Annotated in this window: 30 protein-coding genes; 18 read left to right on the top strand and 12 right to left on the bottom strand. The window is 57.6% G+C overall.

The features are described 5' to 3' along the window. The first annotated feature begins 128 nt into the window (after nucleotides 1-128). The 8 genes from metK to ruvX all read left to right on the top strand — a co-directional run bounded on the left by metK (nucleotide 129) and on the right by ruvX (nucleotide 7,185). Nucleotides 129-1,283, top strand: coding sequence for a methionine adenosyltransferase (gene metK, locus ACWKXT_RS17415; protein ID WP_014885184.1), 1,155 nt, complete (start codon nucleotides 129-131; stop codon nucleotides 1,281-1,283). A gap of 345 nt (nucleotides 1,284-1,628) precedes the next feature. Further along, a complete protein-coding gene (gene galP, locus ACWKXT_RS17410; protein WP_119917088.1) occupies nucleotides 1,629-3,026 on the top strand; it encodes a galactose/proton symporter in 1,398 nt (465 codons plus the stop codon). Between the two features lie 58 nt (nucleotides 3,027-3,084). After that, the gene (locus ACWKXT_RS17405; protein ID WP_003860035.1) at nucleotides 3,085-3,582 is read left to right on the top strand and encodes a SprT family zinc-dependent metalloprotease; all 498 of its coding nucleotides are present in this window, start codon (nucleotides 3,085-3,087) and stop codon (nucleotides 3,580-3,582) included. Nucleotides 3,583-3,676: 94 nt separating this feature from the next. Further along, complete coding sequence (gene endA / locus ACWKXT_RS17400; protein ID WP_454533008.1) at nucleotides 3,677-4,384, top strand: deoxyribonuclease I; 708 nt, start codon at nucleotides 3,677-3,679, stop codon at nucleotides 4,382-4,384. A gap of 51 nt (nucleotides 4,385-4,435) precedes the next feature. Continuing rightward, nucleotides 4,436-5,167 (top strand): 16S rRNA (uracil(1498)-N(3))-methyltransferase, encoded by a 732-nt coding sequence (rsmE, locus tag ACWKXT_RS17395; protein ID WP_014833222.1) that lies wholly within the window; start codon nucleotides 4,436-4,438, stop codon nucleotides 5,165-5,167. Between the two features lie 19 nt (nucleotides 5,168-5,186). Continuing rightward, entirely contained in the window at nucleotides 5,187-6,134 is a 948-nt protein-coding gene (gene gshB, locus ACWKXT_RS17390) for a glutathione synthase (protein WP_010435454.1), read from the top strand. Nucleotides 6,135-6,208: 74 nt separating this feature from the next. Next, a complete protein-coding gene (locus tag ACWKXT_RS17385; protein ID WP_008499752.1) occupies nucleotides 6,209-6,769 on the top strand; it encodes a YqgE/AlgH family protein in 561 nt (186 codons plus the stop codon). Beyond that, nucleotides 6,769-7,185, top strand: coding sequence for a Holliday junction resolvase RuvX (gene ruvX, locus ACWKXT_RS17380; protein WP_021242076.1), 417 nt, complete (start codon nucleotides 6,769-6,771; stop codon nucleotides 7,183-7,185). The genes ACWKXT_RS17385 and ruvX overlap by 1 nt, the downstream gene beginning before the upstream one ends. Before the next feature lie 10 nt (nucleotides 7,186-7,195). Here ruvX and ACWKXT_RS17375 read toward each other — a convergent pair whose 3' ends face one another. Then, nucleotides 7,196-8,176 carry a type IV pilus twitching motility protein PilT gene (locus ACWKXT_RS17375; protein WP_454533007.1) on the bottom strand — a complete coding sequence of 327 codons (981 nt, stop codon included), beginning with the start codon at nucleotides 8,174-8,176 and terminating at the stop codon, nucleotides 7,196-7,198. A 17-nt stretch (nucleotides 8,177-8,193) separates the two neighbouring features. Here ACWKXT_RS17375 and ACWKXT_RS17370 point away from each other — a divergent pair, with 17 nt between their 5' ends. Genes ACWKXT_RS17370 through ACWKXT_RS17345 form a run of 6 tightly spaced genes read left to right on the top strand, consistent with a single transcriptional unit; the run spans nucleotide 8,194 to nucleotide 11,933 of the window. Continuing rightward, nucleotides 8,194-8,895, top strand: a complete 702-nt coding sequence (locus ACWKXT_RS17370; protein ID WP_454533006.1) for a YggS family pyridoxal phosphate-dependent enzyme — start codon at nucleotides 8,194-8,196, stop codon at nucleotides 8,893-8,895. A 21-nt stretch (nucleotides 8,896-8,916) separates the two neighbouring features. Then, a complete protein-coding gene (locus ACWKXT_RS17365) occupies nucleotides 8,917-9,483 on the top strand; it encodes a YggT family protein (RefSeq protein WP_454533005.1) in 567 nt (188 codons plus the stop codon). Beyond that, complete coding sequence (yggU, locus tag ACWKXT_RS17360) at nucleotides 9,480-9,776, top strand: DUF167 family protein YggU (protein WP_454533004.1); 297 nt, start codon at nucleotides 9,480-9,482, stop codon at nucleotides 9,774-9,776. The genes ACWKXT_RS17365 and yggU overlap by 4 nt, the downstream gene beginning before the upstream one ends. Nucleotides 9,777-9,779: 3 nt before the next feature. After that, complete coding sequence (locus ACWKXT_RS17355) at nucleotides 9,780-10,373, top strand: XTP/dITP diphosphatase (protein WP_454533003.1); 594 nt, start codon at nucleotides 9,780-9,782, stop codon at nucleotides 10,371-10,373. Next, nucleotides 10,366-11,514, top strand: a complete 1,149-nt coding sequence (gene hemW, locus ACWKXT_RS17350) for a radical SAM family heme chaperone HemW (RefSeq protein WP_454533002.1) — start codon at nucleotides 10,366-10,368, stop codon at nucleotides 11,512-11,514. Before ACWKXT_RS17355 ends, hemW begins: the two co-directional genes overlap by 8 nt. A 56-nt stretch (nucleotides 11,515-11,570) precedes the next feature. Then, a complete protein-coding gene (locus ACWKXT_RS17345; RefSeq protein WP_074135713.1) occupies nucleotides 11,571-11,933 on the top strand; it encodes an endonuclease domain-containing protein in 363 nt (120 codons plus the stop codon). A 113-nt stretch (nucleotides 11,934-12,046) separates the two neighbouring features. Here ACWKXT_RS17345 and ACWKXT_RS17340 read toward each other — a convergent pair whose 3' ends face one another. The 3 genes from ACWKXT_RS17340 to trmB are packed head-to-tail and all read right to left on the bottom strand — an operon-like array spanning nucleotide 12,047 to nucleotide 13,866. After that, nucleotides 12,047-12,763, bottom strand: a complete 717-nt coding sequence (locus tag ACWKXT_RS17340; RefSeq protein ID WP_454533001.1) for a DUF2884 domain-containing protein — start codon at nucleotides 12,761-12,763, stop codon at nucleotides 12,047-12,049. Nucleotides 12,764-12,820: 57 nt separating this feature from the next. Continuing rightward, nucleotides 12,821-13,147, bottom strand: coding sequence for a YggL family protein (locus ACWKXT_RS17335; protein WP_028014375.1), 327 nt, complete (start codon nucleotides 13,145-13,147; stop codon nucleotides 12,821-12,823). Next, nucleotides 13,147-13,866: a tRNA (guanosine(46)-N7)-methyltransferase TrmB gene (trmB, locus tag ACWKXT_RS17330; protein ID WP_454527480.1), complete on the bottom strand. Its 720-nt coding sequence runs from the start codon at nucleotides 13,864-13,866 to the stop codon at nucleotides 13,147-13,149. The genes ACWKXT_RS17335 and trmB overlap by 1 nt, the downstream gene beginning before the upstream one ends. 144 nt (nucleotides 13,867-14,010) lie before the next feature. Here trmB and mutY point away from each other — a divergent pair, with 144 nt between their 5' ends. The 4 genes from mutY to ACWKXT_RS17310 all read left to right on the top strand — a co-directional run bounded on the left by mutY (nucleotide 14,011) and on the right by ACWKXT_RS17310 (nucleotide 18,008). After that, nucleotides 14,011-15,063: an A/G-specific adenine glycosylase gene (gene mutY / locus ACWKXT_RS17325; RefSeq protein WP_454533000.1), complete on the top strand. Its 1,053-nt coding sequence runs from the start codon at nucleotides 14,011-14,013 to the stop codon at nucleotides 15,061-15,063. Between the two features lie 26 nt (nucleotides 15,064-15,089). After that, nucleotides 15,090-15,362 (top strand): oxidative damage protection protein, encoded by a 273-nt coding sequence (locus ACWKXT_RS17320; RefSeq protein WP_023309138.1) that lies wholly within the window; start codon nucleotides 15,090-15,092, stop codon nucleotides 15,360-15,362. A 56-nt stretch (nucleotides 15,363-15,418) separates the two neighbouring features. Then, complete coding sequence (gene mltC, locus ACWKXT_RS17315) at nucleotides 15,419-16,495, top strand: membrane-bound lytic murein transglycosylase MltC (protein ID WP_454527482.1); 1,077 nt, start codon at nucleotides 15,419-15,421, stop codon at nucleotides 16,493-16,495. Nucleotides 16,496-16,751: 256 nt separating this feature from the next. Further along, nucleotides 16,752-18,008, top strand: a complete 1,257-nt coding sequence (locus ACWKXT_RS17310; RefSeq protein ID WP_454527483.1) for a nucleoside permease — start codon at nucleotides 16,752-16,754, stop codon at nucleotides 18,006-18,008. A 32-nt stretch (nucleotides 18,009-18,040) separates the two neighbouring features. Here ACWKXT_RS17310 and citG read toward each other — a convergent pair whose 3' ends face one another. From citG to ACWKXT_RS17270, 8 genes are read right to left on the bottom strand one after another with little or no spacing between them, the layout of a single operon-like run. Beyond that, nucleotides 18,041-18,844: a triphosphoribosyl-dephospho-CoA synthase CitG gene (citG, locus tag ACWKXT_RS17305; RefSeq protein ID WP_454532999.1), complete on the bottom strand. Its 804-nt coding sequence runs from the start codon at nucleotides 18,842-18,844 to the stop codon at nucleotides 18,041-18,043. Further along, nucleotides 18,822-19,361, bottom strand: a complete 540-nt coding sequence (gene citX, locus ACWKXT_RS17300) for a citrate lyase holo-[acyl-carrier protein] synthase (RefSeq protein ID WP_454527485.1) — start codon at nucleotides 19,359-19,361, stop codon at nucleotides 18,822-18,824. Before citX ends, citG begins: the two co-directional genes overlap by 23 nt. Before the next feature lie 2 nt (nucleotides 19,362-19,363). After that, nucleotides 19,364-20,881, bottom strand: coding sequence for a citrate lyase subunit alpha (gene citF / locus ACWKXT_RS17295; RefSeq protein WP_454532998.1), 1,518 nt, complete (start codon nucleotides 20,879-20,881; stop codon nucleotides 19,364-19,366). 10 nt (nucleotides 20,882-20,891) lie between these two features. Beyond that, a complete protein-coding gene (citE, locus tag ACWKXT_RS17290; protein WP_069303293.1) occupies nucleotides 20,892-21,767 on the bottom strand; it encodes a citrate (pro-3S)-lyase subunit beta in 876 nt (291 codons plus the stop codon). Beyond that, nucleotides 21,764-22,057, bottom strand: coding sequence for a citrate lyase acyl carrier protein (gene citD, locus ACWKXT_RS17285; RefSeq protein WP_454527486.1), 294 nt, complete (start codon nucleotides 22,055-22,057; stop codon nucleotides 21,764-21,766). Before citD ends, citE begins: the two co-directional genes overlap by 4 nt. 16 nt (nucleotides 22,058-22,073) lie before the next feature. Further along, nucleotides 22,074-23,096 carry a [citrate (pro-3S)-lyase] ligase gene (gene citC / locus ACWKXT_RS17280; protein ID WP_454532997.1) on the bottom strand — a complete coding sequence of 341 codons (1,023 nt, stop codon included), beginning with the start codon at nucleotides 23,094-23,096 and terminating at the stop codon, nucleotides 22,074-22,076. A gap of 13 nt (nucleotides 23,097-23,109) precedes the next feature. Beyond that, on the bottom strand, nucleotides 23,110-23,973 hold the full coding sequence (locus tag ACWKXT_RS17275; RefSeq protein ID WP_454532996.1) for a fumarylacetoacetate hydrolase family protein: 864 nt from the start codon (nucleotides 23,971-23,973) through the stop codon (nucleotides 23,110-23,112). A gap of 17 nt (nucleotides 23,974-23,990) precedes the next feature. Next, nucleotides 23,991-25,352 carry a 2-hydroxycarboxylate transporter family protein gene (locus ACWKXT_RS17270; RefSeq protein WP_023337767.1) on the bottom strand — a complete coding sequence of 454 codons (1,362 nt, stop codon included), beginning with the start codon at nucleotides 25,350-25,352 and terminating at the stop codon, nucleotides 23,991-23,993. Nucleotides 25,353-25,526: the final 174 nt, after the last annotated feature.

Below are 25,526 nucleotides of genomic sequence, written 5' to 3'. Positions count from 1 at the left end.
ATCCATCTATACTGATTAACACTCATACTGCCAGTGTCAAAAACCTGCAGGCCTTGGTAGAATTATCTCCTTTGGCTATTCCACACAGCAGCTTGAGCTAACCAAATTCCTCTTAGGTGAAATAAAACATGGCAAAACACCTGTTTACGTCCGAGTCCGTATCAGAAGGACATCCTGATAAAATTGCTGACCAAATCTCCGATGCGGTGCTGGATGCGATCCTGGCGCAGGATCCAAAAGCCCGCGTAGCGTGTGAAACCTATGTCAAAACCGGCATGGTTCTGGTTGGCGGTGAGATCACCACCAGCGCATGGGTTGATATCGAAGAGATCACCCGTAACACGGTGCGTGAGATCGGCTATGTGCATTCTGATATGGGCTTTGATGCCAACTCCTGCGCGGTACTGAGCGCAATTGGCAAACAGTCTCCTGACATCAACCAGGGCGTTGACCGTGCCGATCCGCTGGAACAGGGCGCGGGCGATCAGGGCCTGATGTTCGGCTATGCAACCAACGAAACCGATGTACTGATGCCAGCCCCGGTAACCTACGCACACCGTCTGGTGCAGCGTCAGGCTGAAGTGCGTAAAAACGGCACCCTGCCGTGGCTGCGTCCGGATGCGAAAAGCCAGGTGACCTTCCAGTACGACGACGGCAAAATCGTCGGCATCGATGCGGTAGTGCTGTCTACCCAGCATTCCGAAGAGATCGATCAGAAATCCCTGCAGGAAGCAGTGATGGAAGAGATCATCAAGCCGGTTCTGCCAACCGAATGGCTGAGCTCTGCAACCAAATTCTTCATCAACCCAACCGGACGCTTTGTTATCGGCGGCCCAATGGGCGATTGCGGCCTGACCGGTCGTAAAATTATCGTTGATACCTACGGCGGCATGGCGCGTCACGGTGGCGGCGCGTTCTCCGGTAAAGATCCGTCTAAAGTTGACCGTTCTGCCGCGTACGCTGCACGTTATGTGGCGAAAAACATCGTTGCTGCCGGACTGGCTGACCGCTGTGAGATTCAGGTCTCCTACGCCATCGGCGTGGCTGAGCCAACCTCCATCATGGTGGAAACCTTCGGTACCGAGAAAGTGCCTTCAGAACAGCTGACCCTGCTGGTGCGCGAGTTCTTCGACCTGCGTCCATACGGCCTGATTCAGATGCTGGATCTGCTGCACCCAATCTACAAAGAAACCGCTGCATACGGTCACTTTGGTCGTGAACATTTCCCATGGGAAAAAACCGACAAAGCCGCTCTGCTGCGTGAAGCTGCCGGTCTGAAGTAATCGACTGACACCGTTAAAAAGGCCAGCCCAAGTGCTGGCCTTTTTTGTGTCGGATGGCAAAGTTTGAAACCGATTACACCGCACCGGATATATCCCGCTTTCAGAATATTCTCTTTGCATGATCGCCTTTCTTCTGCTGTTACATTTCCTTTCAGTTAAGTCTGAAATTCAAACAAACGCGATGCGCATCACCTCGTTTACCTCTATATTTTCAAAGCTTTAATAATTTTTACGGTTTCACGTTAGTGTAACCGATTACACCATTGTGATAAATCTCACATATTTTTACGGGTCGCTCACCTACCCTTTACATCATTAAAACTGATAACCCAACTGGAGGGCATAATGCCTGACAATAAAAAACAGGGGCGTACGTCCAACAAGGCGATGACATTCTTCGTCTGCTTCCTCGCTGCCCTGGCAGGATTACTCTTTGGCCTGGATATCGGCGTTATTGCCGGCGCTCTTCCCTTCATCGCAGACGAATTCCAGATTAACGCGCATACCCAGGAATGGGTGGTTAGCTCCATGATGTTCGGTGCCGCCGTCGGGGCCGTCGGCAGCGGCTGGCTCTCTTTCAAGCTCGGACGTAAAAAGAGCCTGATGATTGGCGCGATCCTCTTCGTCGCCGGTTCACTCTTCTCTGCAGCAGCACCTAACGTTGAAGTGCTGATCCTCTCCCGCGTGCTGCTGGGCCTTGCGGTGGGCGTGGCGTCTTATACCGCTCCGCTGTACCTCTCTGAAATTGCACCAGAGAAAATCCGCGGGAGCATGATTTCCATGTACCAGCTGATGATCACCATCGGTATTCTCGGTGCTTACCTTTCCGATACCGCCTTCAGCTACAGCGGCGCATGGCGCTGGATGCTTGGCGTGATCATCATCCCGGCCATTCTGCTGCTGATCGGCGTCTTCTTCCTGCCGGACAGCCCGCGCTGGTTTGCCGCGAAGCGCCGCTTCCATGACGCCGAACGCGTTCTGCTCCGCCTGCGTGATACCAGCGCGGAGGCAAAAAACGAGCTGGATGAGATCCGCGAAAGCCTGAAGGTAAAACAGTCCGGCTGGGCGCTGTTTAAAGAGAACAGCAACTTCCGCCGCGCGGTATTCCTCGGCGTGCTGCTGCAGGTGATGCAGCAGTTCACCGGGATGAACGTCATCATGTACTACGCACCAAAAATCTTTGAACTGGCGGGCTACACCAACACCACCGAACAGATGTGGGGGACCGTTATCGTCGGTCTGACTAACGTACTGGCAACCTTTATCGCCATCGGTCTGGTGGACCGCTGGGGCCGTAAGCCAACCCTGACGCTGGGCTTCCTGGTGATGGCGGCGGGTATGGGCGTTCTCGGTACGATGATGCATGTGGGCATCCACTCGCCAACCGCCCAGTACTTCGCGGTGGGCATGCTGCTGATGTTTATCGTCGGGTTTGCGATGAGCGCCGGTCCGCTGATTTGGGTGCTGTGCTCTGAGATCCAGCCGCTGAAGGGGCGTGATTTTGGTATCACCTGCTCTACCGCAACCAACTGGATTGCCAACATGATCGTCGGCGCTACATTCCTGACCATGCTCAATACTCTGGGCAATGCGAACACCTTCTGGGTTTATGCCGGTCTGAATATCTTCTTTATTGTGCTGACCATCTGGCTGGTTCCAGAAACCAAGCACGTTTCGCTGGAACATATTGAACGTAACCTGATGAAAGGTCGTCCGCTGCGCGAGATCGGCGCCCACGACTGATCCATATGCGGGAGGCGCCCCTTGCGCCTCCCCGCTTCCCGCTTTATGCTCTGCCCCTATGAAAGCTCCCCGTCTCCCCATCGCCATTCAGCAAGCCGTTATGCGCAGCCTGCGGGAAAAACTCGCCCAGGCCAACCTGAAACTCGGCCGCAACTATCCTGAACCGAAGCTGGTTTATCAGCAGCGCGGCACTGCAGCCGGCACCGCCTGGCTGGAATCGTATGAGATCCGCCTGAATCCGGTGCTGATGATGGAAAATCAGCAGGCGTTTATTGAAGAGGTAGTGCCGCACGAGCTGGCGCACCTTCTGGTGTGGAAGCACTTTGGCCGCGTCGCGCCGCACGGAAAAGAGTGGAAGTGGATGATGGAAGCTGTGCTCGGCGTTCCGGCTCGACGCACACATCAGTTCGAGCTGGAATCGGTGCGCCGCAACACCTTCCCCTACCGCTGCCAGTGCCAGCAGCACCAGCTCACCGTCCGTCGTCATAATCGCGTGGTGCGCGGCGAAGCCACCTACCGCTGCGTGAAATGCGGCGAACCGCTGGTCGCGGAATAACCAGCTGAACTTTCAGGAACTTTCCTGATCTGACTGATTGCATACAGGAACAACATTCGTTACGTTGCGGGCTCGTTTTGACACGGAGTGTAAGATGTCCCGTAATGTTTCTCTCGCGGTCGCCTTTCTGACGACGGCGCTCTCAGGCCATGCTCTGGCCGACGGTATCAACAGTTTTTCCCAGGCTAAGGCAGCAGGCGTGAAGGTGAACGCCGATGTGCCGGGCGATTTCTACTGCGGCTGCAAAATTAACTGGGAGGGCAAAAAAGGGGTCGTTGACCTCGAATCCTGCGGTTATAAGGTGCGTAAAAACGAAAACCGCGCCAGCCGCATCGAGTGGGAACATGTGGTCCCGGCGTGGCAGTTTGGCCACCAACGCCAGTGCTGGCAGGACGGCGGACGTAAAAACTGCGCCAAAGACCCGGTTTATCGCCAGATGGAAAGCGACATGCATAACCTGCAGCCTGCGGTAGGCGAAGTGAATGGCGATCGCGGCAACTTTATGTACAGCCAGTGGAACGGTGGCGAAGGCCAGTACGGCCAGTGCGGCATGAAGGTGGATTTCAAAGAGAAAGTCGCCGAGCCCCCTGCCCGCGCGCGCGGCAGTATCGCCCGCACCTACTTCTACATGCGTGACCGTTATGACCTCAACCTTTCACGCCAGCAGACGCAGTTGTTCAATGCCTGGAACAAGCAATATCCGGTAACCGAGTGGGAATGCCAGCGTGACGAACGCATCGCCAGAGTCCAGGGGAATCACAACCCTTACGTCCAGCGGGCTTGCCAGGCGCAAAAGAGCTAACCTACACTACGGCAATTCGCTTACACCGCATGACATATGGAATTTTTGACTATGCGCATTCCCCGCATTTACCACCCTGAACTGATTACCGCAGGCCGCGAAATCGCCCTGTCTGACGATGCTGCTAACCACGTTGGCCGCGTTCTGCGCATGGGCGCAGGCCAGGCCATCCAGCTGTTCGACGGCTCTAATCAGGTTTTCGACGCGGAAATCACGCGGGCGGATAAAAAAAGCGTGCATGTAAATGTATTGCGCGGTGAAGTGGACGACCGTGAATCGCCGCTGCACATTCATCTGGGACAGGTGATGTCACGCGGGGAAAAGATGGAGTTCACCATTCAGAAATCCATTGAGCTGGGTGTAAGCCTCATTACGCCACTTTTTTCCGAGCGCTGTGGCGTTAAACTGGATGCGGAACGTCTGAACAAAAAGATCCAGCAGTGGCAGAAAATCGCCATTGCGGCCTGCGAACAGAGTGGCCGCAACCGTATTCCGGAGATCCGTCCGGCGATGGATCTGGAGGACTGGTGTGCAGAAGAGGAGAGCGGGTTGAAGCTCAATCTTCATCCGCGCGCCAGCGCCAGCATCAATACGCTGCCGCTGCCCGTTGAGCGCGTACGCCTGCTGATTGGGCCGGAAGGCGGTCTGTCAGCTGACGAAATTGCCATGACGGCGCGTTACCAGTTTACTGATATTCTGTTGGGACCTCGCGTTCTGCGCACTGAGACAACGGCACTCACGGCCATTACCGCGCTACAGGTACGGTTTGGCGATCTGGGTTGAAGTATAAACGGAGAAGAACATGATAAAGCTCGGCATCGTGATGGATCCCATCGCAAACATTAACATCAAGAAAGATTCCAGCTTCGCCATGCTGCTGGAAGCGCAGCGTCGCGGCTATGAACTCCACTATATGGAGATGAACGATCTTTACCTGATCAACGGTGAAGCCCGCGCACGCACCCGCATCGTTAACGTCGAGCAGAACTACGACAAATGGTACGAATTCGGCACCGAGCAGGACATTGCCCTGGCCGACCTCAACGTTATCCTGATGCGTAAAGACCCGCCGTTCGACACCGAATACATCTATAGCACCTATATCCTTGAGCGTGCAGAAGAGAAAGGGACGCTGATCGTCAACAAGCCGCAGAGCCTGCGCGACTGTAACGAGAAGCTCTACACCGCCTGGTTCTCAGACCTGACGCCGGAAACGCTGGTGACCCGCAGCAAAGCGCAGCTGAAAGCGTTCTGGCAGAAGCACGGCGACATCATCATGAAGCCGCTGGACGGCATGGGCGGCGCGTCAATTTTCCGCGTGAAAGAGGGCGACCCGAATATTGGCGTGATCGCCGAAACGTTGACCGAGCTGGGCACCCGTTACTGTATGGCGCAGAACTATATTCCGGCGATTAAAGACGGTGATAAGCGCGTGCTGGTCGTGGATGGCGAGCCGGTACCTTACTGCCTCGCGCGTATTCCGCAGGGTGGCGAAACGCGCGGTAACCTGGCGGCCGGTGGTCGTGGCGAACCGCGTCCACTAACCGAAAGCGACTGGGAAATTGCCCGCCGCGTCGGCCCAACGCTGAAAGCCAAAGGCCTGATCTTCGTTGGCCTGGATATCATCGGCGATCGCCTGACCGAAGTGAACGTTACCAGCCCAACCTGCATTCGTGAAATTGAAGCGGAGTTCCCGATCTCGATCACCGGAATGCTGATGGACGCTATCGAAAAACGTTTACAGAAATAACCTGTGACAGCGCCTGTGTTTATCCCCATACTGGGCGCTGTCGCTTTTTAAACCAGGAAACAGTACCTCTGACAATGAATTTACAGCATCACTTTCTTATTGCCATGCCTGCTCTCCAGGATCCGATTTTTCGCCGCGCCGTGGTTTATATTTGTGAATACAATGAAGACGGCGCGATGGGTATTATCATCAACAAACCGCTGGAAAACCTGCAGGTTGAAGGGATTCTGGACAAGCTGAAAATCCCGGCTGAAGCGCGCCTGCCGGAAATCCGGCTTGATAAACCGGTGATGCTGGGTGGACCTCTTGCCGAAGATCGCGGCTTTATCCTGCATACCCCGCCGGTATTCTCTTCCAGTATTCGCATCTCCGACAACACCGTGATCACCACCTCGCGCGACGTGCTCGAAACGCTGGGTACCGCTGAGCAGCCTTCGGAAGTGCTGGTGGCGCTGGGCTATTCGTCGTGGGAGAAAGGCCAGCTTGAGCAAGAGATCCTCGATAATGCCTGGCTTACCGCACCTGCGGACATGAATATTCTGTTTAAAACCCCTATTGCCGATCGCTGGCGTGACGCGGCAAAACTGATTGGCATCGATATCCTGACAATGCCTGGCGTAGCGGGGCACGCCTGATGAGCGGAACACTGCTGGCCTTCGATTTTGGCACCAAAAGCATCGGCGTCGCCGTGGGCCAGCGCATCACCGGTACCGCGCGTCCGCTCACGGCCCTGAAGGCCAACGACGGCACGCCAGACTGGAACCTTATTGAGCGCTTGCTCAAAGAGTGGCAGCCGGATGACGTTATCGTTGGGCTGCCGCTGAATATGGACGGCACAGAACAGCCGCTTACCGCCCGGGCGCGTAAGTTCGCCAATAAAATCCATGGGCGCTTTGGCGTCTCCGTGAAGCTTCACGACGAGCGTCTCAGCACCGTCGAAGCGCGTGCGGGCCTGTTCGAGCACGGCGGGTTCCGGGCGCTCAACAAGGGCAGCGTGGACTCCGCTTCAGCCGTCATCATCCTCGAAAGCTATTTCGAACAGGGCTTTTAAACTCAGGGGCCTACAGCCGCCCCTGCGCCCGTCTCTCCGCCAGGCTCTGGTCAAAGTTCTGCATTCCCGCCTGCTGACCGGTTTGGATAATGCCGGGCAGTTGCCACGTCTTCCCTTCACGAATCAGATTCGCCGCCGCAGCGGTGTTTACCAGCAGTTCATACAGCGCGACGCGCCCGCCCTGAAGATCGGGAAGCAGCTTTTGCGCCAGCACTGCCCGCAGGCTGCCGGCCAGCTGGTTACGCACCGGATCTTTCTCCTGCGCCGGGAACGTGTCGACCAGCCGCTCAATCGCCTGTGATGCCCCGCGCGTGTGCAGCGTCGCCAGCACCAGATGCCCGGTCTCCGCCGCCGTCAGCGCCAGGCGGATCGTTTCGCTGTCGCGCAGCTCTCCCAGCAAAATAACGTCCGGGTCCTCACGTAATGCACCGCGCAGCGCTTCGGCAAATGACGGGCTGTGCTGGCCTATCTCCCGCTGCTGGATCAGGCAACGCTCGCTCTGGTAGATAAACTCCACCGGATCTTCAAGCGTGAGGATATGGCCGTCAGCATGGCGGTTAAGAAAATCGACCATCGCCGCCAGCGTAGTGGATTTACCGCTGCCGGTTGCCCCTGTCACCAGAATCAGCCCGGCGTCATTGGATAACAGTTCCGGGATTGCCCGCGGCGCGCCCAGCGAAGTGAGCTGCGGGCAGGTACGCGGCAACAGCCGCAGGGTAACGGAGACGCCCTTCATCTGCTTAAATGCACTGCCACGCAGACGCTGGTTTCCTGCGACCGTCACGGCAAAATCGACCTGCCCGTTTGCCCACCATGCGCCCTGCTGTTCGTCGTTCAGCCACGCTTTTAGCAACGCCCCGACGTCAGGCGGCGGAAAGGGAGCAGGCTCAAGCCGGCCTAGTCTACGCCAGCGGGGTGGTGAATCACTGCACAGGTGTAGATCGGAGACGTTATGCTTTACACTAAGGGCCACAATTTCTTCCACATCCATAGACTACTCCTCGGAAAATGAACGACATTGCGCATAACCTGGCACAGGTCCGGGACAAAATCTCAGCCGCTGCAACGCGTTGCGGCCGTGCTTCAGAAGAAATTACGTTACTTGCAGTCAGCAAAACGAAGCCTGCGAGCGCCATCGCAGAAGCCATTGCTGCAGGCCAGCGGGCGTTTGGTGAAAACTACGTGCAGGAAGGCGTGGATAAAATTCGCTACTTTCAGGAGCAGAGGACTTCAGATCTGCAGTGGCACTTTATTGGCCCGCTGCAGTCGAACAAAAGCCGTCTGGTGGCAGAGCACTTCGACTGGTGCCATACCATCGACCGTCTGCGTATTGCTTCCCGTCTGAATGACCAGCGTCCGGCTGAAATGCCAGCGCTTAACGTGCTTATTCAGGTCAACATCAGCGATGAAAACAGCAAGTCCGGCATTGCGCTGAGCGAGCTGGATGTGCTGGCCGCAGAGGTGGCCGAACTGCCGCGCTTAACCCTGCGCGGGCTGATGGCCATTCCAGCGCCTGAGTCAAGTTATGAAAGGCAGTTTGCCGTGGCACAGCAAATGGCTGTAGCATTTGAGGCGCTTAAAGCGCGCTATGAAACGGTAGACACGCTTTCACTGGGCATGTCGGATGATATGGAAGCCGCCATCGCGGCAGGCAGCACTATGGTGCGCATCGGTACCGCCATTTTCGGTGCGCGCGACTACTCAAAATAATAAGGAAACCTGAGGAACGCCATGAAGACGTTGACTTTCCTGCTCTCAACTGTGCTTGAGCTGTATACGATGGCGCTTTTGCTGCGCGTCTGGATGCAGTGGGCCCGCTGTGACTTTTACAATCCGTTCTCCCAGTTTGTGGTGAAAATCACGCAGCCTGTTGTAGGGCCGCTGCGCCGTATTATCCCGGCCATGGGCCCCATCGACAGCGCGTCACTGCTGGTGGCGTTTATTCTGAGCGTGATCAAAGCCATCATGCTGTTTATGGTTATCACCTTCCAGCCGATTATCTGGATTGCCGCGGTCCTGATTCTGATCAAAACCGTCGGCCTGCTGATTTTCTGGGTGCTGCTGGTGATGGCGATCATGAGCTGGGTGAGCCAGGGGCGTAGCCCGGTGGAGTACGCCTTGATTCAGCTGGCCGAGCCGCTACTGCGTCCGATCCGTAACCTGCTTCCGTCTATGGGCGGTATCGACTTCTCCCCGATGATCCTGGTGCTGCTGCTTTATGTGGTCAACATGGGGATCGCTGAGCTGCTGCAGTCTACGGGCGATATGCTGCTGCCGGGGCTGTGGATGGCGCTATGAGTGCAGTAAGTACCTGCGCCGACGGGCTGGTTTTGCGGCTGTATATTCAGCCGAAAGCCAGCCGCGACAGTATTGTTGGGCGGCATGGCGACGAGCTAAAAGTCGCCATCACCGCCCCGCCGGTTGACGGCCAGGCGAACGCGCATCTGACCAAATATCTGGCTAAACAGTTTCGCGTCGCCAAAAGCCAGGTCATCATTGAGAAAGGTGAACTTGGGCGACATAAACAGGTAAAAATCCTTAATCCGCAATCTATCCCGACGGAAGTCGCGGCTCTGAAAGAACAGGACTAAACCATGCAGAAAGTTGTTCTCGCGACCGGCAACGCCGGTAAAGTACGCGAGCTGGCCTCGCTATTAAATGATTTTGGGCTGGACGTGGTGGCTCAGACCGATCTTGATGTGGAGTCCGCCGAAGAGACGGGTCTGACGTTTATCGAAAACGCCATTCTGAAAGCGCGACACGCCGCTCAGATTACCGGCCTGCCCGCGATTGCCGATGACTCTGGTCTGGCGGTCGATTTTCTCGGCGGCGCGCCGGGCATCTACTCTGCGCGCTATTCCGGCGTTGATGCAACTGACCAGCAGAATCTGGAAAAGCTGCTTGTGGCCCTGAAAGACGTGCCGGACGAACAGCGCACCGCGCAGTTCCACTGCGTGCTGGTTTATATGCGTCACGCGGAAGACCCGACGCCGATCGTCTGCCACGGCAGCTGGCCGGGCGTAATTACCCGTGAAGCGGCGGGCAACGGCGGCTTTGGCTACGATCCGATTTTCTTTGTCCCGACCGAGGGCAAAACCGCTGCGGAACTGACCCGCGAAGAGAAAAGCGCGATTTCCCACCGTGGACGCGCGCTGAAACTGTTACTGGAAGCACTGCGTAATGGCTAATTTGCCGCCTCTGAGTCTGTATATTCACATCCCGTGGTGCGTGCAGAAATGCCCGTACTGCGATTTCAATTCGCACGCGCTGAAGGGCGAAGTGCCGCACGATGACTACGTTGCGCATCTGCTGGCCGACCTGGACGTCGATGCACCTTACGCACAGGGACGTGAAGTTAAGACCATTTTCATTGGTGGCGGTACGCCGAGCCTGCTGTCAGGCCCGGCGATGCAAACGCTGCTGGACGGCGTGCGTGCGCGCCTGAACCTGGCGGCGGATGCTGAAATTACGATGGAAGCCAACCCCGGCACCGTTGAGGCCGACCGTTTTGTCGAGTATCAGCGCGCGGGCGTGAACCGTATCTCCATCGGCGTGCAGAGCTTTAGCGAGCCGAAGCTGAAGCGTCTGGGGCGCATTCACGGCCCGGAAGAGGCAAAGCGCGCGGCGAACCTGGCAACGGGACTTGGGCTACGCAGCTTTAACCTCGATTTAATGCACGGCCTGCCGGATCAGTCGCTTGAAGAAGCGCTGGACGATTTGCGTCAGGCGATTGAACTGAACCCGCCGCATCTGTCGTGGTACCAGCTCACCATAGAGCCCAACACCCTGTTCGGCTCCCGCCCTCCGGTGCTGCCGGACGACGATGCGCTGTGGGATATCTTCGAGCAGGGCCACCAGTTGTTAACCGCTGCGGGCTACCAGCAGTATGAAACTTCGGCCTATGCGAAGCCGGGCTACCAGTGCCAGCACAACCTGAACTACTGGCGCTTTGGTGACTATCTGGGCATCGGCTGCGGCGCGCACGGCAAAGTGACCTTCCCGGACGGGCGCATTCTGCGCACGGCTAAAACCCGCCACCCGCGCGGGTATATGGAAGGCCGCTACCTTGAGCGTCAGCACGACGTTGAGGTGGCGGATAAGCCGTTTGAGTTCTTTATGAACCGCTTCCGTCTGCTGGAAGCCGCCCCGCGCGCGGAGTTTGCGCTGTACACCGGCCTGGCGGAATCGGTGATTCGTCCGCAGATTGACGAAGCGCTGGCAAAGGGGTATCTCACGGAATGTGAGGAATACTGGCAGATCACCGAGCACGGCAAACTGTTCTTAAACTCCCTTCTTGAGCTGTTCCTCGCTGAAGATCCTGAAGGCTGATTCAGGATTTTGCATCCCGTTCTGCCGGCTGAGGGAAAGGCTGGCAGAGTGTGGGGATGGAAACAATTCGTTCATACGCAAAGCAGCTCAGACGCGAGCTGACACAGGAAGAAAGGCGGCTTTGGTATTTACTGCGCAGCCGCCGTTTCGAAAATTATAAATTTCGCCGACAGCACCCGGTAGGTCACTACATTCTGGATTTCGCCTGTTGCGCGGCTCGCCTGGCCGTTGAGCTGGATGGCGGACAACATGATGAAAATCAGGAATACGATCGACAAAGGACATTATGGTTAAACCATAAGGGCTGGCACGTTATTCGATTCTGGAACAACGAACTCTGGAATAACGAAGAGGCGGTGTTAGAAAGGATCCTTGAAACGCTGCAAGCGCTGCAACCCTCACCCCGGCCCTCTCCCTGAAAGGGAGAGGGGGCAAACCATCCCCTCGCCCCTTTAGGAAAAGGGTTAATGTGAGGGCGCAAACCATCCCCTCGCCCCTTTAGGGAGAGGGTTAGGGTGAGGGGCGAAGTGCATTACTTCAGCGTCCCCACCAGCTCCTTCCGGCTATCCTCCAGCGACACCACGCGTTTACACACGTCTTTGCCGAACTGCTGGAAATCATCTTCCTGGTTCTTCCACTCGTTCTGAATGGAAGTCTGCAAGCCGCCCAGACTGCCCAGCACGCCCTGCAGCGGGTTACCACCGCCTTTCAGCACGGCTTTGGCGCCCATCTCGTTGATGCTGTCCTGCAGGATACCGCCCATCGCCTGATTCACCAGCTGCTGTCCGTCAGCACGAACCTGATCGATCGCCTTGTAGTGGAACGTCAGGCCGTCAGAGCGCGTCTCGATAATGCGGTTCATCTGCTCTTTAAGCTGCTTATCGAGCTTCGTCAGGCGGGTGCGCATATTGCTGCTCTCCCCCACCTCTTTGGTGATGATCTTATCCAGCGCGACGCGGCTTTTCTCAACGCGCGTCAGCGCGCCTTCGTTAATCCACGGCAGCGCGGTTCGCAAATCAGCCTGGTAATCTTTCGCCTGCTCGCGCTGGGCGGCAGTCAGGTTCTGTGGTTTACCGTTAAAGGTGACGTTCCCTTCCGGCGTAATCACCAGATTGCCGTTCTCGCCTTTGACCTGCACGGTTTGCGGGCTTAACACCACGTCATCACGCGGGGTGACGCTACATTGATAATCCGCATGGGCGGTGAATCCGGTTGCCATCAAAGCAACAGCCAGCAACGTTTTGCGCATCTTTAACACTCCCTCAGACAAAATGGGCCAGCTAATGCTGGCCCGCTTACTGCTTTATTAGTCCCACCAAACGTCGAAAAGTTCGCTGACGCGGACATCTTCCAGCTTGTGCTCTTCAAGCCATTTGCGAACCAGCGCCTGATGTTCTTCGGTGCACTTACCGACTTCCTGGGTGCAGATCAGACCTTCCCATGCCAGGTAGCCGCTACCGTCGAAGGCCAGCTTGTTTGGCTCGATCACCTCGTTGATGAACGCATCCACGTCCTGATCGATCTGTTCTACGCTGGTGCCTTCCGGGAAACGCCACGCGACGGAGAAGCCCACTTCCTGGAATTCTTCGATGTGCATCTTTTTACGCAGACGACGGCTACGATTCTTTGCCATTATTTCACCCTCTCGAACATTAAGTCCCATACACCGTGACCAAGACGATGGCCACGCTGTTCAAATTTCGTTACCGGACGCGATTCCGGACGCGGTACATAGTCGTTACTCGCAGACTGGTTTTTATACCCATCCAGCGACGACATCACTTCCAGCATATGTTCCGCATACGGTTCCCAGTCGGTCGCCATATGGAAGACGCCGCCCAGTTTAAGCTTACTTTTCACCAGCTCGGCAAACGGCGCCTGAACGATACGGCGTTTATTATGACGTGCTTTGTGCCACGGGTCAGGGAAAAAGAGCTGAACCATGTTCAAAGAATTGTCAGGAATCATTTTGTGCAGTACTTCCACCGCGTCGTGACACATCACGCGCAGGTTCTCAACGCCCTCTTCATGAGCCGTTGCGAGACAAGCGCCCACACCCGGCGAGTGCACTTCAATGCCGAGGAAATTCTGCTCCGGACGTGCCTTCGCCATGGTCACCAGCGAGGTGCCCATACCAAAACCGATCTCCAGCGTGACGGGGGCGTCGCGGCCAAACAGGTCGGTAAAGTCGAGCGGCTGCTCGCTGAACTCAACGCCCATCACCGGCCAGTAGTTATCCAGCGCGTGTTGCTGCCCTTTTGTCAGGCGGCCCTGACGGCGGACAAAGCTGCGAATACGGCGCAGCGGGCGACCGTTTTCATCAAATTCCGGTGAAATGACGTCGTTTTTCATAAAAGAGTTGTCTGCTTGTGAGAATGTTCGGGAAACGGGCATTATCCAAAGTTAAGGCTTCTATGCAAGCATGGGAAAGATCCGGTTTACAGCAGATTGACGCTGTGCTGCAATCTGCGTCCCTGATTAAGCGAATCGATGACCATGCAAGCCTCTCAATTTTCAGCCCAGGTGCTGGACTGGTACGACAAATACGGGCGTAAAACCCTGCCCTGGCAAATTGAAAAAACGCCGTACAAAGTATGGCTCTCCGAGGTGATGTTGCAACAAACGCAGGTCGCCACGGTGATCCCTTACTTTGAGCGTTTTATGGCGCGCTTCCCGACGGTGACCGATCTGGCCAACGCGCCGTTAGATGAGGTGCTACACCTGTGGACCGGGCTCGGCTACTACGCCCGTGCGCGTAACCTGCACAAGGCCGCACAGCAGGTCGCGACGCGTCATAACGGTAAATTCCCGGAAACCTTTGACGAAGTGGCCGATTTACCCGGCGTCGGACGTTCAACCGCAGGCGCCATTCTCTCCCTGTCCTTAGGCAAACATTTCCCGATCCTCGACGGCAACGTCAAGCGCGTGCTCGCGCGCTGCTATGCCGTTGACGGCTGGCCGGGGAAGAAGGACGTAGAAAAACGCCTGTGGGAGATCAGCGACGCGGTCACTCCGGCGAAAGGCGTCGAGCGTTTTAACCAGGCAATGATGGATCTCGGCGCGATGGTCTGCACGCGCTCCAAACCGAAATGCGAACTCTGCCCGGTGAACAACCTCTGCGTGGCGTATGCCAACCATTCGTGGGCGCAGTATCCAGGTAAAAAACCCAGGCAGACGCTGCCGGAGCGTACCGGCTATATGCTGCTGATGCAGCACGGCGACGAGGTGTTTCTCGCCCAGCGTCCGCCGAGCGGCCTGTGGGGTGGTCTATACTGCTTCCCACAGTTTGAAGACGAAGCGTCGCTTCGGGAATGGCTTGAACAGCGCGGCATTGCGGCCGATACCCTGACGCAACTCAACGCGTTCCGCCACACTTTCAGCCACTTCCATCTGGATATTGTACCGATGTGGCTTCCCGTGTCCTCATTCACCTCGTGCATGGATGAAGGCACCGCTCTCTGGTATAACTTAGCGCAACCGCCATCAGTCGGGCTGGCGGCTCCCGTGGAGCGCCTGTTACAGCAATTACGTGTCGGTGCAATGGTTTAGCATCGGCAACACAAAGAGGAATGAGTATGGCCAGAACCATTTTTTGTACTTTCCTGCAGCGCGACGCTGAAGGCCAGGATTTCCAGCTCTACCCGGGCGACCTGGGTAAGCGCATCTATAACGAGATCTCCAAAGAAGCCTGGGGACAGTGGCAGAAAAAGCAGACCATGCTGATCAACGAGAAAAAACTCAGCATGATGAACCCGGAACACCGCAAGCTGCTGGAGCAGGAGATGGTGAGCTTCCTGTTCGAAGGTAAAGACGTGCACATCGAAGGCTATACGCCACCGGAAAAATAACAGCGTGCGGGGGAAACCCCGCCGTTAAAGCAAACACAACACGCACTCCCGGAATGATGAAAAAACTTTTAGCGCTAGCCCTTGTTGCGCCGTTGCTTGTGTCTTGTTCTTCCAAAAAAGGCGATGAATACAACGAAGCCTGGGTCAAGGACACCAACGGTTTTGACATTTTGATGGGGCAGTTTGCCCACAACATCGAGAACATATGGGGATTTAACGAAGTTCTTATTGCCGGACCGAAGGACTACGTTAAGTATACCGACGCCTATCTGACCCGTAGCCACATCAACTTTGATGAGGGTACGATCACCATTGAGACCATCGCAGGCACCGACCCTGCGGCACGGCTGCGTCAGGCGATTATCAAAACCCTGCTGATGGGTGACGATCCGGGATCTATCGATCTCTACTCCGATGCCGACGACATTACTATCTCGAAAGAACCGTTCCTGTATGGTCAGGTTGTCGATCAAACCGGACAGCCGATCCGCTGGGAAGGCCGCGCCACGAAATTTGCCGACTACCTGCTGCAGACGCGCCTGAAAAGCCGTTCTAACGGCCTGAAGATTATCTACAGCGTTACCATTAACCTCGTGCCGAACCACCTCGACAAGCGTGCGCATAAATATCTGGGCATGGTACGCCAGGCCTCACGTAAGTACGGCGTGGATGAGTCGCTGATCCTGGCGATAATGCAGACTGAATCGTCATTTAACCCGTACGCGGTCAGCCGTTCCGACGCCCTGGGGCTGATGCAGGTTGTGCAGCACAGCGCGGGTAAAGACGTGTTCCGCGCGCAGGGGAAATCCGGCACGCCGAGCCGCAGCTACCTGTTCGACCCGCAGAGTAACATTGATACCGGTACGGCCTACCTGGCGATGCTGAACAATGTCTATCTTGGCGGAATTGATAACCCGACTTCACGCCGCTACGCGGTAATCACCGCCTATAACGGTGGTGCGGGCAGCGTGCTGCGCGTGTTCTCGAGTGACAAAGTGCAGGCCGCGAACATCATCAACAGTATGGCGCCGGGGGATGTCTACTCAACCCTCACTACCCGTCACCCTTCTGCGGAATCCCGCCGCTATCTGTATAAGGTAAATACGGCGCAGAAGAACTATCGTCGCCGCTAAAACCAACACCCCTCCCCCTAACCCTCTCCCCAAAGGGGAGAGGGTTAGGGGGAGGGGACATCAGACCGCACCCATCTCACCCCATCCATACGAAAATGTTATTTGCATCACAATCCAGACTGCAAATTAATGTGGATTGCATTTTTTTGCGGGAGGTAACAAAACATATCGTTGCCAACTGATAGAATTGCATCAAATAACAACCCTGAATGTTTCGAAAACAACATATCTCCCGCTCACTTGTGAGGAAAGTAACATGAACCTTAAGCTGCAGCTTAAAATATTGTCGTTTCTGCAGTTCTGCCTGTGGGGTAGCTGGCTGACTACACTCGGCTCCTATATGTTTGTGACGCTCAAGTTCGATGGTGCGTCGATCGGTGCCGTTTACAGCTCGCTGGGTATTGCGGCTGTCTTCATGCCAACGCTGCTCGGTATCGTGGCGGATAAATGGTTAAGTGCGAAATGGCTGTACATGCTTTGCCATCTGGTGGGTGCGGGGACGCTGTTTATGGCGGCCGAAGTGACCACGCCGGGGGCGATGTTCATGGTGATCCTGCTTAACTCGCTGGCCTATATGCCAACGCTTGGCCTGATCAACACCATCTCCTACTACCGTCTGAAATCTGCCGGCCTGGATATCGTCACCGACTTCCCGCCTATCCGTATCTGGGGCACCATCGGCTTTATTATGGCGATGTGGGGCGTGAGCTTCGCGGGCTTCGAACTGAGCCATATGCAGCTCTACATCGGCGCAGCGCTCTCCGTGCTGCTGGCGCTGTTCACCCTGACGCTGCCAACCATTCCAGTGTCTAACCAGCAGAAAAACCAGAGCTGGAGCACCATGCTCGGCCTGGACGCCTTCGCGCTGTTCAAAAACAAACGCATGGCGATCTTCTTTATCTTCTCCATGCTGCTGGGCGCGGAGCTGCAGATCACCAACATGTTCGGCAACACCTTCCTGCACAGCTTCGATAACAACCCGCTGTTCTCCGGTAGCTTTATCGTTGAGCACGCGTCGGTGATGATGTCCATCTCTCAGATCTCTGAGACGCTGTTCATCCTGACCATCCCGTTCTTCCTGAGCCGCTACGGCATCAAGAACGTTATGCTGATCAGTATCGCCGCGTGGATGCTGCGCTTCGGCCTGTTCGCCTACGGCGACCCGAGCGCGTTCGGCACCGTGCTGCTGGTGCTGTCGATGATCGTTTACGGCTGCGCCTTCGACTTCTTCAACATCTCCGGTTCGGTGTTTGTAGAAAAAGAAGTGAAGCCTGAAATCCGCGCCAGCGCGCAGGGTATGTTCCTGATGATGACCAACGGCTTCGGCTGTATTCTGGGCGGCGTGGTGAGCGGGAAAGTGGTTGAGATGTACACCACCAACGGCATTACAGACTGGCAGCCGGTGTGGCTGATCTTCGCGGCGTACTCGCTGGTGCTGTTCTTCGCGTTTATCGCGCTGTTCAAGTACAAGCATGTTCGCGTGCCGAATGGTGCACAGCCAGTCGCGCATTGATTATTGTGCCCGGTGGCGCTGCGCTTACCGGGCTATTTTATTGCAGAAAGCACCCACCCTACCGACAGCAAATCCGCGCTGCCTCCGGGGCTCAGGTTGCGTTCAATCAATGCGTTATCCATCTTTAGCAACGCCTCGCGATCCCAGCCGTTAGCCAGTAATTCCCGCGCGTAGCCCTGAACGTAGCGCAGCCCTTCAATGCCGCCGCGCGACACCAGATTGCTGTCCTGATTGTTCGCCATCAGGCGCAACAGCAGCCCGTGCAGCGACTGTCCGCTCCATGCATCCAAAGCCTTACGCACCGTCGCGAAGCCACTCTCCGCCTCGCCGCGCGCGCCGGTTAGGCCGTACTGCTGAAACTGCCGCTCGCCCGCCGTCGCCTGTCCGCTGCGTGCGGCCAGCTCCCGCGACACCAGCCCGCGGCAGATGTTACTCACTTCACAACAGAGGCTGCCTGCGGAGATACTTTTCACACGCCCGGCGGCGAAGCACAGTAAACCCAGGGCAAAAATCCCGCCCTTGTGCGTGTTCACGCCGTTCGTCGCGGCGTACATCGCCTGCTCACAGGCCATCCCCATCGGGCGGAGGATCCGTAACTGTGCGTCAGCGGGTTTATCGGCATGCACGTTACCGAGTTCAGCAAAGCGCGAAAACCACGGCGTAATCGCCGCAATGCTGCGGACGAACAGCGCGTGGTCCATATCGCGATGGGAACCGTTGTTGAGCTTGTCCACCAGCCCCGGCTTGGGCGTCAGCTCCAGCTCCTGCCACAGCGCCGCTTCGGCAAGCGCAGGCACGTCAGCTGCACACGGCTTAGTCGCGAGCAAACCAGTCATCAATCATCTTCTCCACGCGGGAAACCACTTGCTCAACGGGATGATTGCGCGAACGGGAACAGGCGTGGGCTGGTTCATCGCAAATCAGGCAGCGTCTGAGATTCGCCCCCAGCGACTGACGCCCGACGTGGCCGTGCTGAGGGCAGATCACGTCCAGATCCCACAGCCTGCCGAGCGGATGCGTCTGCTCCAGATCCGCACAGTGGGCTTTGATTTCCGCCGCGGGATGGGCCACGCACCAGATGGCCTCAGGCCCGGTCGGGAGCCACAGCACCTGACGGTCCAGCACCTGCCAGCGGTTCTCCCACAGCAGCTGGTCGCACATCTGCAGCGCCACGCCCATGGTGTTGCGATAGCGCAGGCTGTCCTTAATTTCCCCCGGCGTGACCAGCGTGAGGGAGATTACCGGTTGTTGATAGTGCTCAAGCATGTCAGCCTGGCGCGCTGCGCGGCGATCTTTCGCCGCCAGCAGTTCCTCCAGGCTGACACCCGCCCGCACGGGTGTCGCAATAGTCATATTCACTCCTTTACCTGTCGAACGGTGTCGATCACGCTGCCGTCGCGGTAGCGGATCACCCCGACGATTTTGTCGGTGAACTCAATCGGTTTCGGTACGCCTGTCAGGGAAATCGCTCGCTCATAGAGCGCGTTGATATCTACAACCTTCAGCCCTGCTTCCATGAGTCGCTCGCGGATCTCCGGGCGCGCCGGGTTGACCGCAATGCCGTGGTCGGTGACCAGCACGTCGATACTCTCACCCGGCGTAAGTCGCGTGGTGACGCGCTTCACGACCGTCGGAATGCGGCTGCGCAGCAGCGGCGCGACGACAATGGTCAGGTTTGCCGCGGCGGCCACGTCGCAGTGTCCGCCGGACGCACCGCGCATCACGCCGTCGGAGCCGGTGATGACGTTGACGTTGAAATCAACGTCGATTTCCAGCGCGCTGAGGATCACCACATCGAGCTGGTCGCAGCTTGCCGCTTTACTGCCAGGGTTGGCGTAAACGTTGGTAGAGATCTCCACGTGGTTCGGGTTGCGCGCCAGCGAAGCCGCCGCCTGGCCGTCAAAGCACTGGGTGTCGAGCAGCTTTTCGATGAGCCCCTTCTCGTGCAAATCCACCAGGCTGCCGGTGATGCCGCCGAGCGCAAAGCGCGCCCTCACGCCGCTGCGCTCCATCTTCTCTTCCATAAAGCGCGTACAGGCGGTCGCCGCCGCGCCGGAGCCGGTCTGCATCGAGAAGCCCGGTTTAAAGTAGCCGGAGTGTTCAATCACGTCCGCTGCGTAGCGGGCGATCATCAGCTCGCGCGGGTTGCTGGTGACGCGCGCCGCGCCGACGCTGATTTTCGCCGGGTCGCCCACGCTCTCCACCTGCACAATGTAATCCACCTGATCCTGCACAACGCTGGCGGGCATATTGGGGAACGGCACCAGTTCTTCCGTCAACAGCACCACCTTGCGGGCAAAGTGCGCGTCCACCATCGCGTAGCCGAGCGAGCCGCAGCACGATTTACCGTGCGTGCCGTTGGCATTGCCAAACTCATCGCTGCACGGCACGCCGAGAAACGCCACGTCGATGTTCAGCTCGCCGTCCTGAAGCAGCTTCACGCGCCCGCCGTGGGAGTGAATTTGCACCGGCTCGTCCATCAGCCCGTGGGAGATGGCATCCGCCAGCCTGCCGCGCATGCCGGAGGTGTAAATCCGGGTGATGACGCCGCTTTCGATATGCTCGATCAGCGCGTCGTTGCAGGTCATCAGCGAGCTGGAGGCCAGCGTCAGGTTTTTGAAGCCCATCCGCGCCAGCAGCGCCACGACGGTGTTGATCACCCGGTCGCCTTCGCGAAACGCATGGTGAAAGGAGATGGTCATCCCGTCCTGCAGGCCGCAGCGCTTAACCGCTTCTTCAACAGAGGCACAGAGCTTGCGGCTGTGTTTCGCGTCGCAGTCCGCCAGCCACGGCGTCGCGCTGTGGGCAGTATCAAACGGTTTTAAGTCCCGCAGATGGGGAAAATTCACGTGAAGAAGTTCTGTCTGATTCATCATCTCATCCTTACCGACGCACGCCGGAGGCCGCCGCGCGCTCCAGCACCACCTGCGCGTGGTTAATAATCGGTGCATCCACCATTTTGCCGTTGAGCGACACCACGCCCAGGCCGTTACGCTCGCCCTCTTCTGCCGCCTCAATCACCCTTTTGGCGTGATCCACCTCTTCCTGAGTCGGGGCGTAGGCGTTGTGCAGCAGGTCAATCTGGCGCGGGTTAATCAGCGATTTGCCGTTAAAGCCCATCTTGCGGATCAGATCGACCTCGCGCAGGAACCCGGCCTCGTCGTTAACGTCTGACCACACCACGTCGAAGGCGTCGATGCCCGCCGCGCGGGCGGCGTGCAGCACGGCGCAGCGGGCGTAGAACAGCTCGGTGCCGTCGCCGCGCTCGGTTTGCATGTCCATCACGTAGTCAAAGGCGGCCAGCGCGATGCCGATCAGACGCGGAGAGCTGCGGGCAATCGCCACGGCGTTGATAACGCCAATGGCCGATTCAATCGCCGCCATCACGCGGGTGGAGCCGACCTCGCGGCCGCACTCCTGCTCAATGCGCTCGAGGTGGCTTTCCAGCTCGTAGATATCGTCCGGGGTGTCGGTTTTCGGCAGGCGAATAACGTCCACGCCCGCGCGCACGGCGGCCTCCAGATCCAGCAGGCCAAACGGCGTGCTGAGCGGGTTAATGCGCACCACGGTTTCGATATCCTGATACATCGGGTGCTGTAGGGCGTGGAACACCAGCATGCGCGCGGTATCCTTCTCACGCAGGGCCACGGCGTCCTCAAGGTCAAACATGATGGAGTCGGGGCGGTAGATAAAGGCGGTAGAGAGCATGGCGGCGTTGGCGCCCGGCAGGAACAGCATACTGCGGCGGAGTTTGCTCATTTCAGCGCCCCCCAGTTGATGGCCTGTTCATCGGCAGCGCGCAGAAGCGCGCTTTGCAGGCGGGCGCGGATCACACAGTCCAGCGCCCCTTTGTCTTCAATAATGATGAGTCCCTGGTGCACGTTCATGGCGCGCAATGTGTCGTTGACCACCTGGCGAATTTGATCGCCAAACTGCTTAATCACTTCGCTGTGGATGACTATCTCCAGCTCGCCGTGAGCCGGGGCGATTTTCACCATCAGGTCGCTGGACTCCTGCGTTCCGGCCAGCGCCTCCCTTACAATATTCATGATAAATTCCTGATAGTTATGCGACTTCCGCACTCGCACGGTAATGCGTTTCGAGATGCGCGAAGGTGGAGTCCGGGACAATCTCCCGGATCCGGGAAAACTGCTGTGTCTTGAGTAAACGGCGCACTTCCGAGGCCGAAATGGCGTTGCCGGTGGCCTTGATGCGCGGCATTTCCACCACGTCGATGTGCGAGGCCAGCAGGTCGTGCAGCGTCTGGTTGTACTGGCGGGTGATGTCGCAGAACGGCTCCGAGCCGATGAAGCGGTGCGTGATGCCCAGCGCCGGGGCGATATAGTCCCGGAAGATCAGCACGTCGATCTCGCTCCACGCCTGCTGCACTTTGCCGGTCTCCTTCAGGAAGTAGGCCGGGAAGGTGGCGCGGGAGATGATGTACTGCGAGCCTTCATGCACCACCACGTTCGGCAGATGCGCCACGCCCGCACGCACCATCTCAAGGCGCGCGCTGAACGGGAAGAACGAGGCGTCTTCACGCACCACAAACAGATGCAGGGCATCGCACTGCGCCGCCGCCTGCTCCACCAGATGACGGTGGCCGAGGGTGAAGGGATTGGCGTTCATCACTATCGCGCCTGTTTTCTTCCCGTCCTTTCGCATCCGGCTTAAGGTACGGCAGTAGCGCGCGATCCCCTGCGGGGTGTTCTCCATTAACACCGCGTTGTTCCCGCTCTGGGCAATCGGCCAGAAACCGCTGCGGCCAAAGCGCTCCTTATTGCACGGTCGCGTGCAGAGGAAGAGGTGAAAATGGCCGCGCTCCAGCGCCGCATTTTCCACCTCTGCCAGCAGGCGCGCGCTGAGGTTTTCCCCACGAAGCTGCTCGTTGACCGCCACGCATTTGATGACGTTGGCAGCCAGCCCGGCGCAACCCACCAGCTGCGCGCCGGACCAGGCTTCGACAAACAGCGTGATGTCGTTGTCCAGGCCGAGGCCGCTGTCTGCCAGCAGGTAGCGGATCTGGCTTAAGCGTTCCGGGTGTTTCGCCACAACGGTGTGCCGAAAATCAATGGGTTGCGATTGCATGCTGCCGCCTTACTCAGTGCGATGCCGCGAGCCCGACGGCTGGCGCTTCCACGATCACGTTGCTCAGATGACCGATATGCTCGATCTCCACCTCAATGCGATCCCCCTCCTTCATAAACAGCGGCGGGTTGCGCTTTTTACCCACGCCGCCAGGCGAGCCGGTGATGATCACGTCGCCCGGGCTGAGACGGGTGAAGGTGCTGATGTACTCGATCAGCTCCGACACCTTGTGGATCATGCTGCTGGTGTTGTCCTCCTGCACCATGCGGCCGTTCAGCCAGGTGCGGATCGCCAGGCTGTGCGGGTCCGGGATCTCATCCGCCGTCGCCATCCACGGGCCGAACGCTCCGGTCTGGCGCCAGTTTTTCCCGGCGGTGAACCAGGTGTGCTGCCAGTCGCGGGCGGAGCCGTCCATGTAACAGCTGTAGCCCGCCACGTGGCGCAGGGCGTCGTCGCGGCTGATGTTCTCCCCGTCTTTGCCGATGATCACCGCCAGCTCGCCTTCGTAGTCGAACTCGCTGGAGTGGCGCGGCTTCAGCACCGGCTCGTTGTGGCCGGTCTGTGAATCCGGGAAGCGGACAAACAGCGTCGGGGCCGGGTTGTGCTGGTCAAACTCCTTGCGCTTGTCGGCATAGTTCATGCCCACGCAGAGGATTTTTTCCGGCTGGACAATCACCGGTAAGAAGGTGATGGCATTCAGCGGTATATCCACCGCGTCGTTCAGAAAACGGGTGGCCTGCGCCAGCCCGTTCCCCTGCAACAGCGCTTTAAGGTCGCCATAGCGGTCGCCCAGGCGGCGGCCCAAATCAATCACGCCTTCGGCCTGTACGATGCCGTAGCTGCGTTTTCCCTGGTATAAAAAGCTTGCGAGTTTCATTGTTCTTTCCTGAAAACTTAAACGAGGAAGTTGCCCAGAATCAGCAGTGAGACAGAGACGTTAATCGCGCCGCCGATACGGGTAGCAATCTGGGCGAATGGCATCAGGCTCATGCGGTTGCCTGCGGTCAGGATCGCCACGTCACCGGTGCCGCCCTGCCCGCTCTGACAGCAGGAGACGATGGCGACATCAATCGGGTGCATACCAATCTTTTTGCCAACGAAGAATCCGGTCGCCACCAGCGCGGAAACGGTGCTGACAATCACCAGCAGGTTGCTGACGGTGAACGCCGCCACCAGTTCATGCCACGGGGTGATAGCCACGCCGACGGCGAAGAGGATTGGGTAGGTCACGGAGGTCTGGAAGAATTTGTACACCACCTGGGAACCTTCCAGCAGGCGCGGAGAGGCGCCGTTGCAGAGCTTCACCAGCACCGCCATAAACAGCATGCCGACCGGAGCAGGCAGACCAATCAGCTTGTGGCCGAGCATGCCGAGCATATAGAGCAGCACCGCCAGCAGCGCGCCGGAGGCGATGGTGGTCACGTCCGCTTTGCCGGAAAACGCAGGCTGAGAGACGGTGGTATCGGCATTCGCGCGGTTCGGCATCAGCTGGCCTTCACCGGTCAGGTGCGGGTAGCGTTTCCCGAGCTGGTTCAGGCAGCCGGAGATGATGATTGCCGTCAGACCGCCGAGCATCACCATCGGCAGCACGCGGCCGAGCGCCACGCCCTGATCCATGTGCAGCAGGGTGGCATAGCCGATTGAAAGCGGGATTGCCCCTTCCCCGACGCCGCCCGCCATAATCGGCAGAATGATAAAGAAGAAGATCTGGAACGGCTCCAGGCCCAGTGCCAGGCCAACGCCCATCCCCACCAGCATGCCGACGATTTCACCGCACAGCATCGGGAAGAAGATGCGCAGGAAGCCCTGAATCAGCACCGTGCGGTTCATGCTCATGATGCTGCCGACGATAATGCAGCAGATGTAGAGGTAGAGAATGTTGGTGGATTTGTAGAACTTCGTGGTGGACTCAACCACCACGTCCGGCAGCAGGCCATAGTAAACCAGCGCGGAAGGGATAAAGGTGGCGCAAATCGCCGCCGCGCCGAGCTTGCCGACAATCGGCAGGCGTTTGCCAAACTCGCCGCAGGCAAAGCCAAAGAAGGCCAGCGTGGCGACCATCACCACGATGTCGCTCGGCAGCTTTCCGCCCAGGCAGTCAATCGCAATCAGCGCGCCCGCCAGAACGAACAACGGCAGAGGGATAATCCCGATTTTCCAGGTATCCATAATATGCCACCAGCGCTCTTTGAGCGAAGGTCGCTGAATTTCAATCGGGTCGTGGGTAACAGAGAATGAATCGTCAGTTGTGCTCATAATAAGCCCCTTAGTTATTTTGTGCGTTCAGCTTAGAGTCACAAAGGCTTACTTTATGTGAGGGATGGCATATTAAAAGCGAAGTTTTAATGGCAGCTATGGTTTTAATGGTTTCTTTTATTTAATGTGATTTACGCCTTATTTATTATCGTGGTTTTTATGGTTTCTTTTCTG

This window comes from Enterobacter sp. UPMP701, from assembly GCF_053709515.1.
The sequence above is the reverse complement of the archived record's forward strand: the minus strand, read 5'-3'. Positions and strand labels throughout refer to the sequence as shown.